The organism is Paenibacillus sp. S25 (genome assembly GCF_019454085.1).
In the GTDB taxonomy this organism is placed as follows: domain Bacteria; phylum Bacillota; class Bacilli; order Paenibacillales; family Paenibacillaceae; genus Paenibacillus; species Paenibacillus polymyxa_B.
This window is the reverse complement of sequence record NZ_CP073683.1, coordinates 2724374-2737500: the sequence shown is the minus strand read 5'-3', so window position 1 is coordinate 2737500 and position 13127 is coordinate 2724374. Positions and strand designations below refer to the sequence as shown.

Annotated in this window: 14 protein-coding genes (1 of these 14 cut by a window edge); 3 read left to right on the top strand and 11 right to left on the bottom strand. The window is 42.2% G+C overall.

The window, feature by feature from the left end; all coding sequences use genetic code 11:
* Window positions 1–372 carry the 5' portion of a trans-sulfuration enzyme family protein gene (locus KAI37_RS12075; RefSeq protein ID WP_076294806.1) on the bottom strand. Its footprint begins 789 nt before the window's first position, so 372 of the gene's 1161 nt are visible here — the first part of the coding sequence; its start codon is at window positions 370–372; its stop codon lies beyond the left edge, outside the window.
* 234 nt (window positions 373–606) lie between these two features.
* Here KAI37_RS12075 and KAI37_RS12070 point away from each other — a divergent pair, with 234 nt between their 5' ends.
* From KAI37_RS12070 to KAI37_RS12060, 3 genes are read left to right on the top strand one after another with little or no spacing between them, the layout of a single operon-like run.
* Entirely contained in the window at window positions 607–2226 is a 1620-nt protein-coding gene (locus KAI37_RS12070) for a spore germination protein (protein ID WP_076294795.1), read from the top strand.
* Between the two features lie 9 nt (window positions 2227–2235).
* Window positions 2236–3438, top strand: coding sequence for a Ger(x)C family spore germination protein (locus tag KAI37_RS12065; RefSeq protein WP_076294796.1), 1203 nt, complete (start codon window positions 2236–2238; stop codon window positions 3436–3438).
* A gap of 28 nt (window positions 3439–3466) precedes the next feature.
* Window positions 3467–4573: a GerAB/ArcD/ProY family transporter gene (locus tag KAI37_RS12060; RefSeq protein WP_220031350.1), complete on the top strand. Its 1107-nt coding sequence runs from the start codon at window positions 3467–3469 to the stop codon at window positions 4571–4573.
* Between the two features lie 110 nt (window positions 4574–4683).
* Here the strand turns inward: KAI37_RS12060 and KAI37_RS12055 are convergent, their stop codons facing one another.
* From KAI37_RS12055 to KAI37_RS12010, 10 genes are all read right to left on the bottom strand, one after another.
* The gene (locus tag KAI37_RS12055; protein WP_076294798.1) at window positions 4684–5379 is read right to left on the bottom strand and encodes a YetF domain-containing protein; all 696 of its coding nucleotides are present in this window, start codon (window positions 5377–5379) and stop codon (window positions 4684–4686) included.
* A 200-nt stretch (window positions 5380–5579) separates the two neighbouring features.
* Window positions 5580–5846 (bottom strand): metal-sensitive transcriptional regulator, encoded by a 267-nt coding sequence (locus KAI37_RS12050; protein WP_013310304.1) that lies wholly within the window; start codon window positions 5844–5846, stop codon window positions 5580–5582.
* Window positions 5847–5922: 76 nt separating this feature from the next.
* A complete protein-coding gene (locus tag KAI37_RS12045; RefSeq protein WP_023988552.1) occupies window positions 5923–6438 on the bottom strand; it encodes a DsrE/DsrF/DrsH-like family protein in 516 nt (171 codons plus the stop codon).
* Window positions 6435–7025, bottom strand: a complete 591-nt coding sequence (locus KAI37_RS12040; protein ID WP_076294799.1) for a sulfurtransferase TusA family protein — start codon at window positions 7023–7025, stop codon at window positions 6435–6437. Before KAI37_RS12040 ends, KAI37_RS12045 begins: the two co-directional genes overlap by 4 nt.
* Window positions 7026–7238: 213 nt before the next feature.
* On the bottom strand, window positions 7239–7766 hold the full coding sequence (locus KAI37_RS12035) for a TetR/AcrR family transcriptional regulator (protein WP_076294800.1): 528 nt from the start codon (window positions 7764–7766) through the stop codon (window positions 7239–7241).
* A gap of 150 nt (window positions 7767–7916) precedes the next feature.
* Entirely contained in the window at window positions 7917–8588 is a 672-nt protein-coding gene (locus tag KAI37_RS12030; protein WP_076294801.1) for a DUF4309 domain-containing protein, read from the bottom strand.
* A 120-nt stretch (window positions 8589–8708) separates the two neighbouring features.
* Entirely contained in the window at window positions 8709–9335 is a 627-nt protein-coding gene (locus KAI37_RS12025) for an HXXEE domain-containing protein (protein WP_076294802.1), read from the bottom strand.
* Between the two features lie 18 nt (window positions 9336–9353).
* Entirely contained in the window at window positions 9354–9944 is a 591-nt protein-coding gene (locus tag KAI37_RS12020) for a TetR/AcrR family transcriptional regulator (RefSeq protein WP_023988547.1), read from the bottom strand.
* A gap of 228 nt (window positions 9945–10172) precedes the next feature.
* Entirely contained in the window at window positions 10173–11405 is a 1233-nt protein-coding gene (locus tag KAI37_RS12015; protein ID WP_220031349.1) for an aminopeptidase, read from the bottom strand.
* Between the two features lie 47 nt (window positions 11406–11452).
* Window positions 11453–13042 (bottom strand): acetate--CoA ligase, encoded by a 1590-nt coding sequence (locus KAI37_RS12010; RefSeq protein WP_220031348.1) that lies wholly within the window; start codon window positions 13040–13042, stop codon window positions 11453–11455.
* Window positions 13043–13127 lie beyond the last annotated feature (85 nt).

Below are 13127 nucleotides of genomic sequence, written 5' to 3'. Positions count from 1 at the left end.
TCGGAACCTCTTTAAATATTGGGCTAGGCTGACGGAGGTCTCATATATGTGTCCGACCAGAATCAGATGGTCCCCTGCGGATAAGCTACACATTAGAGCGGCACTGATAGCAGCCATTCCGGAAGCAAAGCACTTGCAATCCGCCCCACCTTCCAGCGCAGCAATCATTTGCTCTGCAATCTGAACGGTAGGATTGGTTCCCCTCGAATAGACATAATGCTCCTTTTCATTATTAGCCGCTTCAGCATAATCTTCGTAAGTATCAAAGAAAAATGGAGCAGTCTCATAAATTGGAGGAGCAGCAGCCTTAGCAAAATACCCTATTTCGTCCTCAAACCGGAGACAGATAAGCTGATCATCCGAGAAACTCAAACTGATCACCACTTTCTGAAAAAATTTCAAACCCATAAGAGGTAGTCTCCTCAATCCGGGGCCCAAATATTCTATAAGCTGAACTCCTCTGCACCCTGTGCTGGTTGATTTGCGAAATTCGAGAATTATGAGGCTTCCAAATGCCTTTCATTAAGTATCCAATTTATAAAAATAGCGTATATTTTTGGGTTGCAGGGCAAAGATATGCTTTATCAAAAAAGAGGGGGTTCACTTGTGTTAACACGTTGGATTAGAAATGTTCTGAAGCCTGGAAAAAGGTACACACAGGATATCGAAAAATCTAAACAGCAGGCCTCTTCAGAACCCATAAATCCATCATTAGCACATACTCTATCATTACTTAAATTAAAACTCGGACAAAACTCTGATTTTATCATTCGTGATTTTCCCGAAAATCCTGCCCCTATCGGCCATCTCGCAGTCTGTTATATCGAGGGACTGATTGACCAAAACTTACTTTCCGATGTAATGGAAGGTTTAATTGCAGAGACTGTCTCTACAACATCTTTTAGGTTTGGGGAAAATAGCGCGGCCTCTTTATTAAAGAGAACAATCCCGTCAGGAAATATTCAAATGATACACTCGCAAAATGAAATTTATTTATCCATCCTCTCCGGTAATGCTGTCATTGCTATCGATGGAAGTACATATGCCCTGGCAGTTTCCATCGCCGGCGGAGTAAGACGAGCTATTCAGGAACCCAGTACTCAGACCGTAGTTCGGGGTCCTAAAGAAGGATTTACGGAGGATGTCTCAACCAACATCACACTGATTAGAAGAAAATTGCGGACACCTGACCTTAAATTTGAAAGTCACATTATTGGGCGATATACACAAACTAAAGTCATATTAGCTTACATTGAAGGTGTCGCTAATCCAGAAATAGTACGGGAAATTACTAAACGGCTTCAATCCATTGATACGGACAGCATACTTGAAAGTGGATACATAGAAGAATTCATTCAGGATGAACCGATTACTCCCTTTCCCACAATGCTTAACTCGGAGCGTCCGGATACAGTCGCCGGAAGCCTTTTAGATGGCCAAATAGCAATTCTGGTTGATGGGACGCCATTCGCGCTGATTGCACCTGTAACCTTCTTTAATTTCTTTCAGACGGCTGAAGATTACTACCAGAGATATGATATTTCAACTTTTTTAAGGGCTCTTCGTATGGTGTCTTTTCTAGTCTCATTGTTGCTTCCTTCTCTATTTATAGCCCTGACGACTTTTCAACAGGAAATGATCCCCACCACGCTGTTAATTACGCTGATGGCTCAACGGGAAGGAACTCCTTTTCCTGCATTATTGGAGGCATTAATGATGGAATTGATGTTTGAAGTGATTCGTGAAGCTGGTGTACGAATGCCCAGGGTCATCGGACCAGCCGTTTCAATCGTAGGAGCTCTGGTTATTGGACAAGCAGCGGTGCAAGCCGGACTGGTCTCAGGTGCAATGGTTATCGTTGTTGCCTTCACAGCTATATCGAACTTTGTTATCCCGTATTTCAGTATGGCCTCAGCAGTCAGGTTGCTACGTTTTGCTCTTATGTTACTGGCGGCGGCTCTAGGCTTATTCGGTATTCTGATTGGGCTTATCCCCCTTATAGTTCATCTTGTATCACTCAAATCATTCGGAGTTCATTATTTCATGCCCTACAGCCCCTTCTATAAATCTAATATGAAGGATCTAGTCATTAGAGTTCCATGGTGGGCTATGAAAACCAGACCTAGTGAAAAATCAGGTTCCAACAAGACCAGACAGGCAACCCATCAATACCCTGCCAGTTCAGATGAAATCAAAAATAATGACAAGTCTGATACCCAAAAATAGGAGAGATCAATGGTGCGGCAATTAAGAGTTAGTTATGTTCTGTTTATTGCAGGGTTATTACTTACAGGGTGCGTAGATCGTACAGAATTGAACGAATTAGGCATCACAACAGCAACTGGAATTGATGGACATAAGGGCGACTGGATCAATACTTATCAAATCATCATTCCATCAGCCATGACGACTGGCTCAGGTGGTTCTTCCACGGGGGCATCGCAAAGTGCTGTACATACCTTCACTACACATGGAAAAACATTGAGAGAGACCGTTACGAAGAGCAGCCTGGAATACCCACGCAAACTGTATTTTGCCCAAAATAATATAATCGTTATTGGAAAAAAAGCAGCAGAACAAGGGCTTGAAGAGATTATTGATATTTACCTCCGTAACCTTGATTCACGAGAAACTGTAAAAATATTCATTGCCAACGGAGAGGCTCGTGATTTTTTAAAAAAGCTTGTACCACCAGAGAAGATTCCCGGTCAAGCTTTAGAAAATATTATAGAGAAAAACAGCAAATTGGGATCAATTTATCCTGCAGTATCTATGTTTGAGTTTATTTCGAAAATTAGTTCCGATAGTGGTGCAGCAGGAGTTCCAGAAATATCTCTTGAGGGTTCCGAACCGGAGAAACTAGATTCTGTTGATGTTTTCAAGGAGACATCCGCCAAAGGTAAACTTAAGTTATCAGGCCTAAGCATTTTCCAGAAAGACAAGAGAGTCGGCTTCCTAAATGAAAAGGAAAGTATAGGGGTTTCATGGTTAAACAACCAGATTAAAAATACCACTATAAGCTATGTCGATGGGAATGCTACGGCCGCGTTCCTCATCCGGAAAGCCAAAGTTAAGATTACGCCGATAAAGGATTTAAATCATTATTCCCTAAAAGTAGACGTTAAAGCTACCGGGGATCTTTTGTCAGCCTCTTCGCAAAGAGAAATGAAAAATATGCAAAGTATAGATCAATTGCAGGAGCAAGCAGCAGAAACGATCAAGTTGCAAATCAATGAAGGATGGAGAGCCTTAAAGCAAAAGAATATCGACCTCATTGGTATTGGAAATAAAATTCATCGCAAGTACCCAAAAGACTGGAAAAAAATAAAGGAGACCTGGCCTAGGGAGTTAGCAAACATGGATATACAAATAAATGTAAAAATGATGCTTGCACGCCCAGGATTATTTGAAAAATCTTCTAACGAACTGTTGAAATGATACAAATAGGGAGAGGTGAATTGAAGCAATGCGTCAAAATACAATACGAATATCCGAGTTGATCATTTGTATGTCTTTATTTGAAGTTGGAAGTACAACGTTGTTTTTAATGGGGGCTGAAGCAAAGCAAGATGCTTGGTTAGTCATGTTGATCGGCGCTTTAGCAGGACTACTTCTGCTAAAGCTCCATCTTGCTATCCACCATCAGGACCCCGAATTAGATTTGTTCATGTTGTGTCGCCGTTACATAGGAAAATATATGGGTACAATCATCAACCTACTTTTTGTGATGTATTTTATGTATGAAGCTTCTCGGAACTTACGCGATTTAGGCGAGGTGACAGTAATGACTTTGCTACGCCAAACCCCCTTGTGGATCATCATCTTGATCACAATCATGATTGTATCCAATACAGTTCGTTACGGCTACAAAACATTGTTTTTATTTTGCTTATTCCTTTTCCCTTTTTTTATACTTGGATACGCTATAATTAGTATATTAATTCCGGCAACCGGTCTCTTTCACTTGGAAAATTCCCTTCCTGTTCTAGAGGAAGGATGGAAACCCATTTTTAAAGCCGCTATTCCTGAGCTTATCTCCTTTCCATTCGGACAGACCGTATTATTTCTTGTATTTTATCCGCTTGCACATAAAGGCCGGAATCTCACAAAACCCGTTTTCTTTGCCTATATAGTTACCGCACTAGCTCTGACATTTATTAATCAATTGGATATTTTTGTTCTCGGCCCTAAGATCGCCGCAGAAAGCACACTTCCTCTTTTGGAATCCGTTCAGTTGATTGAATTGGCGGATGTGTTCGAACGAATGGATGCCCTTTTCACTTTGCTTCTCTTTCTTGGCTTGATCATCAAAATGTCTTTATTTTTTAATGGCGCCGTGATAGGACTTGAAAAAATAACCGGAGTCGGATTTAAAAAATGGATTCTTCCCCTTGCATCACTTATTTACGGGCTTTCTTTTGTGTCTCCTACCTATACCCATCACATGGTAATCGGTCGAAAATTTGTAATTAATACTTGGTTCCCTATTTTTCAGATTGTACTCCCTCTGTTACTGTTTACAGTTATTTTTATTAAAAGAAGAAAAAAGACAAATAAACAGTCCTCTTCATGAGAAAATGATAGTTCAATACCCCAAAGTTCTGCCTCTTCTCAGCATCTACACCATACACGGTAAGAAGCGTAGATTTGTAGTAAGCCTATCATTCAAATATTCTACCTTTTTTATTGTTGCTTTTTCTCTTTCATCGGCACGATGTGAAGTGTTCCATCCTCGCTAAACTCTGCGTAGGCGATTTCGTCGATACTATTATATCCCTGCTCTCGCACCTTTACTTTAATCTCTTCAATATCGATTGACTTCCCACGCATAGATTCGTTCAGAAGCTTTCCTTTATCAATGACTGTAACAGAAAAAAGATCAGGCTGTGCATCTATTCCCATATCCTGAGCGGCGGGTGGTTCGTATTCGGGTTTGCGCATGACTGACAATGAACCATTCGTTTCTAACGTGGCGTACCAGACCTCACGAAGAGAAAAAATATTTTGCTGGCGTAGCATGGAGAGCAGCTGGGTAAATTCTATATCATATTTTTCAAGCATCTCTTGATTGACCTGACCCTTATCCACGAGTAGCACTGTTCGGCCTTCTGCCATATATCCAAATTTCACAAAACGGGTCGTCGCCTTTTCAAAAAAGTAGGCCAGCGCGCACCATAGCGCCAAAGCAAACAAAAGCTGCCCAATGGTCACCTTATCGTCATATAACGTATTTCCCACAATTTCGCTTAACACCAATGATGTAAGAAAATCGAGTGGTGTTAACTGACTGAGTGTTTTCCGACCTGTAATAAAAGTAATGATCCACAAGCCAAAAAAGCTGATGATCAATTTGACACCAATCGTAACAAATACCTCCATAAATAGGCCTCCCGGAAGAAGTTGTTTTCCTTATGTGTTATTTACACCTGTCTACCTCAGCATAAACAAAGGGTTATTCCTAAAATTGTCCAATAAAAAAGCCCGCTACCAACTAGAGGCAGCGAGCTCTTTAATTACGGCTATTATATATATTGTACATATGACATCATTGCCCGCTAGCTTGAACTCTGGAGACATGACTATCTACTTTTCACAAGAAGCTGAATCGCTTCTTTAACCAGCTTATCCGTGTCTCCTCCAGCCTCTTGCTCTTCCAATATACATCGTTGTAGATTCTCTGCTACAATTTGGGCAATCGCTTTATCTGATGCGTTACGTACGGCAGATAACTGGCTAACGACGTCTTTGCACGATTTTCCTTCATCCATTAAACGAAGTACCCCACGCACCTGTCCCTCAATCCTCCTCAGGCGCGTTTTCAGTTCATCACTGTAATTGTAATCCATAAGCAATGCACTCCTTTTTTGACTTACCATATACACGTATAGGTATATTATAAACCAAAAAAATAAATAGGATACCCTAAATAAATAGATTCACCTTCCCCTGCGAAGCATCCCCCAAGTAGGCGGCTACTCCAGCATATTCTAAACCGTCGATTAGCTCTTCTTGCTGCAGTCCTAACAAATCCATGGTCATGGTACAGGCGACGAGCTTGATCCCCTGCTCTCGTGCCAACTCTATAAGCTGCGGCAAGGAAAGCGCATTGTGCTTTTTCATGACATGCTTGATCATCTGTGGACCGAGTCCGGCAAAATTCATTTTGGATAGTGCAAGCTTTTTGGGTCCACGAGGCATGATCCAGCCAAAGGCTTTTTCGAGCATTCCCTTATTGGTGCTCACGATTTCATCCTTGCGTAACGTATTTAGCCCCCAAAAAGTAAAGAAAATAGTTACTTCATGATCATATGCTGCCGCTCCATTTGCAATAATGAATGCAGCAATCGCCTTATCCAGCTCCCCGCTGAATAATACAATCGTTGTTTTGGACTGAGCATGTTCTTGATTATTTGTATAAATTCCTGCTGTCGTACTCATATGGATTCGCTTCCCTTAGTCTCTCCAGCCCATTCGGATATGCCTGAAAGCACAGATTTGACTTTTTTAGCGCCTTTGGAAACTAATAACTGACAAGCCATTTCACTGCGTGCTCCAGCTTGGCAAATCACTGCGATCTCTTCTTCCAAGTTCAGCTCAGAAAGTCTGTTCTCCAATTCGCCAAGAGGGATGTGCTTAGATCCAGGGATATGTTTAAGCGCAAATTCAGCGGGTTCACGAACATCAAGCAAAATGAAGTTCTCTTTTCCAGAACATTTTGCTTGTAGCTCTTCATGGCTTATCGTAGAAGAAATTATTTGCTCCTTCTTCACTTCAGCCGGATTTGCTTTGCGTAAATAATGTCGCATTACATCTCCTTCTTGGAGAGTGCCCAAATATTGATGTCCGGTGTTTTTGGCCCAGCTCTGAAAATCGGCTAATGAACCTTTGTCAGTCGCCTGAACCTCCATAATCTTTCCGGGAACGAGCTCATTCATAGCCTTTTTTGTCTTTACTATAGGCATAGGACAAGCTAGCCCTTTGCAATCAAGAATATGATCTGCTTGGATATTGTTAGTTGATGACATTCTATAACCTCCACCTGTTTTTTGAGGGGGCTTACCTTAGTTAAATTTCTTTATACATATACCCCTATGGGTATTAGAATAACGAGACTCGCTTCTTTTGTCAACTTATTTGGCCGTTTTTTCTCAGAAGCAAACGAAACCATGTCTTGAACAAAATAAAATTAAAAGCAAAAAAAGCCGCGCAAAAACGCGACTCTAATGCATAAACCAAAATTAATCGTCTTTTTTCATCAGTTCTGGCAGATCCAGCGACATCGAAATATTACACAGCATACCTCTGGCGAGAAAAAGCATCGTTCTTTCCATTGCTTGTTCAATGCCTGCCCATCGGAAAGCATCATAAACCGTCGTATGAATTTCACGGAATCCTTGCTGCATCACGCTTACAACCTCATCCTCGCGGATCGTCTGCGCCTGCATTTGCAAAAGTGTTTCATTGCGGTATTCCATCATAATTTGCGAATAGGCTGCAATTAGCTCTTGCTCGAGCTGTTCAGATGAGGCCGAATGAATAACTCTGTGAAAAGAGTCTATGATACGTGCAAATGAAACCTTCAGGGCTTCAACAAGCAACGCTTCCTTGGTAGCGAAAAAACGAAAGACATAGGGCTGAGAAATATTGGCCCGTTCCGCAACTTTGGCTGTTGTAGCTCGGTAGTAGCCCATCTCTGCAAACACTTCAATGGCAGCAGATATGATTTCCTTTTGGCGATTTATAGATGTTGACGTAGCTTTAGCCATGTTTTTTTCATCCTTTTATTTAGCACAGTTTTCTGATTAGTGATTAATCAATTACAAATCAGTATAAACGACATAACCTAAAAATGCAATGAGTTTGAACAAAGTCGCCTCCGCAATTCTGACGGAAACGACTCTGTTATATACATCCAATTATGGCGTCTTAGAGTTAAAATATAACCGAATATAATTGACCTTTTGCGTTTTGGTTTGATAGGAAAATACTAAATAATAACTAAGTCCTGATGTGTTATTGATCGTATAATTAGCTTCTGCTGTGTCAGGTATGTCTCTAGAGGTGTCAACGGTTTCCGTAGGTTGACCCAATTCGTCAACAACTTGTTTGATAAGCAACTTCTTATAGTCTGGATCGGAAGATGTAATTTCTGTAACTTTATCGCTTCCATCCAGCATGATGTCTGTATGATACTTAGCGTAGCTTCTCATAGGACCTGTAGAACCTGACTCGGATTTCCCCCACAGCTCAAATAACAGATCGCTGCTAGTTCCCAAGCCAAGACCTTTAGGCAAATTCGGTAAGGTTCCCTGCTTGGCTGCGCTGAATATAGCGGCTGCGGAGCTGTGTTTACTGTGAGATGAAGCTGTACTACTGGTGCCTTGCCCATTAGTATTGAGATCCGTGTTTTGATTTGTAGAACTAGCAGGCGTTGCGACTGTTTCTGCTTTAGTAGGAGCAGTTGATTTTGCTTCCCCGCTATTGCTGCATCCTGTCATCACAGCAAAACCTATAGCCAAGAAAGCACTAGTGGTGATTAGCTTGCAAGCCAACTTTTTACGATCATGAGATTGATGTGTATACTTCATTATAAGATCACTCTTTCCTTGTTCTTGGGTACAAACCAAGTGTAACCGAACCTCGTTTCCGGAATACCTCTACTTGTTTCCAACTTGTAAACAAGGACATTGATGATTTTCTAACATACCCTATTTACGACCGTAAGCTCCCAGCTGTTGTTTAGAAAAGGAATAAGGAGAGTCACTCTTCTTCAACCATATATTCCCTTTAATGATGAAGATGTATACAGCAAAAACAAAGTAGATCGTACCTGCAATCCAGTCTATTGCGGTTGGGATGTCTTGTTTTACTATTTCATGAATATACCAGATTCCAACTGGAACATGCAGGAAAAGTGCCGTAATCAAACCAGGATTATATAAGGTTTTTGCTTTAATATTGACAACGATGCCGTGCCAGACGACCTGAAAGAATCCCATAAAAACTGGTGCGAGTCCAAGCCAGACTACTTGCGGGAACCATACGGGGAGCAGATAAAACACATAGGCAATTGCCACATTGATAATCATCGCTGATTGAGTGTTTAAGGGGTAATGATCCGGTGTGTCACTTTTAAACATAACGTTGTTAAATAAACCAGCAAAATATCCAGGCCAGCGGTACTCCTCAAATTGATGAAACAATATAGCTACAAAACTTAACCATAACATGCCTGTTATATCCAAAAGGATAGCTGGATTCATAAGTAAAACAATACATACAACCACACCGATTATAGCCCCTGCATCTTGCCAATATTTTCTTAAAAAATCCATATTAGTCACCCCTATGATTTATTTTTGATCAAAATATCTTTCGAACAGCAGATTTAATTGTTCCTCTATTGAAGGTATTTCCACAACTGCCCCTGATTCAAGAATCGGACTCATCAGTGCAGGCAGAAAAATAGCTCCAAATATTTGCAGCATCATCGCTAACAAGCGCTCCGGCTGTTGCTCACCTGTCAGCTCCTTAATCGTGCTCTGAACCTTTGGAAATCCCATGATGTTTAAAAACCTTCCGTATTCCTGTTGAGATGTAAAGGGCGTGCTGCCCATGGCAATGATTCGCGAAAGAAGCTCTGGATATTGACGAATGACCTGTAGATAGTTAAGTAAAAATTGTTTCAGTCTATCTTGGGGGGGCATCGCTGTATTGTCCAAAATAGAAAAGGTGTGCTGAAAGCCATTTAAGATCACTTCAATAGCTTCACTGAGCAGATTTTCCTTGGAGCCAAAATAATAATTAACTAAAGAAATATTAGTAGCAGACAGGTCGGCAATTTTTCTGATTGTAACCGCCTCAAAACCTTCCTTTTGAATAAATTCCAGCGTAGCGTCTAAGATTTTTTCTTTGGTTTGTTGTTTTTTGTCTGGGTGATTCATGTTCTTCCTCCTCCTGTTTCGTCCAATCATAACGGATGAATGAAATGGACAACTTTATATAAGCAACTTTTCAAACAATAATTAAAACATTGTTTAAATTATTGTTTGAACTTAGTTTAGCACTTTATATTTCACAAAACAAGGAGCGATTTGAGATTTAGGTATAGAAAAACCCGCAAAACGAATAAGATCGTTTGCGGGTCGATTGAATGGAGATTGAGAAAAGACCTAAATAGCCCAATTTCCTTTGCGGAACACGGCTTCTTTGCTTCCGTCTTGCAGTTCGCCGTCAATATCCAGCTCAGCTGAGCCGATCATGAAGTCCACATGAGTCAGGCTGACATTGGCACCGTTCTGGAGCAGCTCCTCCCGGTTCATTTGTGTGCCATTTTCCATATTAAATGGATACGCACTGCCTAGAGCCAAGTGGCAGGAGGCATTTTCGTCGATACCTGTATTGTAAAAAATGCGATTGAGATTGGAAATCGGTGAATCGTGCGGCACCAGTGCAACTTCTCCCAAATAGCTGGCCCCTTCATCCGTAGCGAGCAAATGAGTCAAATGCTGCTCGCCGGATTCTGCTGTATATTCAGTGACTTTACCGTCCTTAAAGGTAAACGTTATGCGATCCACCAGTTGTCCATTTAAATTGAGTGGCATGGTACTTGTGACATGACCATTTACACCTGTACGCTTAGGCATCGTGAACACTTCTTCTGTCGGCATATTCGCCACGGTATAAATTCCTTGTGCGTTTTCACCGCCGCCGCCGCGCCAAATGTGTCTTTCGGCCAATTCAATTTTCAAATCCGTTCCTGGTGCACGATAGTGGAGACTTTTATAGTTTTTGTGATTCAGCTTGTTTTGTAGCTGTTCGAGATTGTTTAAATGCCCCTGCCAGTTTTGAACTGGATCGGAGCCATCTACACGGTTCATTTCGAAAATCGTATCCCACATGACACGAATCCGGTCCTCTTCTGCCACATCGGCAAATACTTTATCGGCCCATGCCTTCGTGGGTGCTTTAATCAGGCACCAGCTAATCTTAGCATTCCGGGTATAGTGAGCATAGCCTTCTCTCGCCGTAGCCGCCGCCTTGGTCGCACGAGAAACGTGTTGCGGATCAATGCCTTGATATAAATCCGGGTTCGGCACTTTAATCATTAGTGTAGCTCCACCCTCTTCGGCAAATTTCTCCATCATTTCTGCCTTCCAAGCAGGGTAGTAATCAAAGCTGGCTTCGTCACCATGTTCAAAACGACTACGTGTAATGGAATCATCCTCAAACTCTACCTGTACATATTTAGCGCCTGCTTCATAGGCTTTGCTGACAATCAGGCGTGTAAACTCGACAGTTTCCAGTGGTGCAGTTACCAAAAACACCTGTCCAGGCTGAATGTTAACCCCTACTCTTACGACCAGTTCTGCGTATTGCTCCAACAATGATTCGAATGTACTCATTTTTCCACGCTCCTGTTCCGTTTGGATTATATTGAATGATTTCATCACTACAGTACGGACTGCTTCTCCAGTTCACGTAGCTCCACTCTTCGTATTTTACCCGAGCTGGTTTTAGGAAGCTCTTGAATAAACTCTATTTTTCGTGGATATTTATAAGGTGCCGTCCATGTTTTCACATGATGTTGCAGTTCCTTCACTAACGCTGGTGATCCTTCTACCCCAGCTTTGAGTACGATGAAGGCTTTTACAACATGTCCACGGATTTCGTCAGGGCTGGCTACTGCAGCACATTCCTGCACGGAGTCATGCTTCATAAGCGCTTCCTCTACTTCAAAAGGACCAATAGTATAGCCAGAACTGATGATGATATCATCACCACGTCCTTCGAACCAGAAATATCCATCCTCGTCTTTGCGAGCCCGGTCTCCCGTAACAAAATAATCTCCGTGGACACTAGCTAATTTGCGTTCTGGATCATGGTAATACGTATGAAATAATGCCGGCAGATCGGCACGCACTGCAATATCGCCCACTTGCCCCGGAGCCAGCGGAATGCCATCCTCGTCTACGACCTCAACGAGTCCCGGTGCAATGGATTTGCCCATCGAGCCTGTACGCAGAGGTGCATCCTTTAAATTACCAATAATTAATGTGCTCTCCGTTTGACCATAGCCGTCACGAATCGTAATGTTGAACTGCTCCTGAAACTTGTTAATGACCTCCTGATTGAGAGGCTCTCCCGCAGAAACTGCGCTGCGCAATTGGGATAGATCATATTGATCCAAACCATCCGTTTTCGCCATAATCCGATATTCTGTCGGCGTACAGCATAACACTTGGATTCCATACTGCTGCATAAACTGCAAATACCGACCTGGACGAAACGGACCATTATATACGAATCCGGTCGCTCCATTTCCCAGTACGGATAAAAACGGACTCCAAATCCACTTTTGCCATCCCGGCGCAGCAGTAGCCCATACTATATCTGAAGCTTGAATATCCAACCATGGTGATGTTATCCGCAGATGAGCATATCCCCAGCCATGGCTATGTACAACACCTTTAGGATTTCCCGTGGTGCCCGAAGTATAGGCCAGTATAGCCATGTCGTCACGGTGCGTCTTCACAGCTTCAAAAGTATCTTCCTGTCCATCCATCAGCTCATTCAGCAAGAGCCAGCCAGATACATCTGCCGTGTCGTCCCCGGAGACCACGATGCGATAATCCAGAGCAGGCAAATCATCATTTATTTTGTCCACTTCGCTTGTTACTCCGGTCCAGGCAATGACTGCGCGCGCTTCTGAATGGCGAAGACGATATGCAATATCCTTGGCACGTAGCATTTCTGAAGATGGAATGACAGCGAGCCCCAGCTTCAAGCAGGCCAGATAAATTACATACGCAATAATACGCCGTGGTACTACGACCAGAACTCTGTCACCTTTGTTAAATCCCAGATTTGCGAGTCCTCCAGCCAGTCGGTTAGCTTTTTTCAGCAGCTCTCCGTAGGTGATTTCTTCGTATTCTCCTGTCTCACTCAGCCACTTGAGTGCGGTTTTACCAGCATCATGGTGTTCCATTTCCGAAGTCATATTGTAATATTCAGGCGCAAGCCATTGTTGTTGATCTGTCAAATTATACCTTCCCCTTTATACATAAGATGAGATCCACTTTCTTACTGTAGTATAACACGTCTTAGTACCAGGTTCTAATACCAGA

Coding starts and splice junctions, on each gene's coding strand:
- KAI37_RS12065 (WP_076294796.1), top strand. CDS start 2,236: ATGGTGCGGCAATTAAGAGTTAGTTATGTTCTGTTTATTGCAGGGTTA.
- KAI37_RS12045 (WP_023988552.1), bottom strand. CDS start 6,438: ATGAGTACGACAGCAGGAATTTATACAAATAATCAAGAACATGCTCAG.
- KAI37_RS12030 (WP_076294801.1), bottom strand. CDS start 8,588: ATGAAGTATACACATCAATCTCATGATCGTAAAAAGTTGGCTTGCAAG.
- KAI37_RS12020 (WP_023988547.1), bottom strand. CDS start 9,944: ATGAATCACCCAGACAAAAAACAACAAACCAAAGAAAAAATCTTAGAC.
- KAI37_RS12055 (WP_076294798.1), bottom strand. CDS start 5,379: ATGGAGGTATTTGTTACGATTGGTGTCAAATTGATCATCAGCTTTTTT.
- KAI37_RS12050 (WP_013310304.1), bottom strand. CDS start 5,846: ATGGATTACAATTACAGTGATGAACTGAAAACGCGCCTGAGGAGGATT.
- KAI37_RS12035 (WP_076294800.1), bottom strand. CDS start 7,766: ATGGCTAAAGCTACGTCAACATCTATAAATCGCCAAAAGGAAATCATA.
- KAI37_RS12060 (WP_220031350.1), top strand. CDS start 3,467: ATGCGTCAAAATACAATACGAATATCCGAGTTGATCATTTGTATGTCT.
- KAI37_RS12015 (WP_220031349.1), bottom strand. CDS start 11,405: ATGAGTACATTCGAATCATTGTTGGAGCAATACGCAGAACTGGTCGTA.
- KAI37_RS12040 (WP_076294799.1), bottom strand. CDS start 7,025: ATGTCATCAACTAACAATATCCAAGCAGATCATATTCTTGATTGCAAA.
- KAI37_RS12025 (WP_076294802.1), bottom strand. CDS start 9,335: ATGGATTTTTTAAGAAAATATTGGCAAGATGCAGGGGCTATAATCGGT.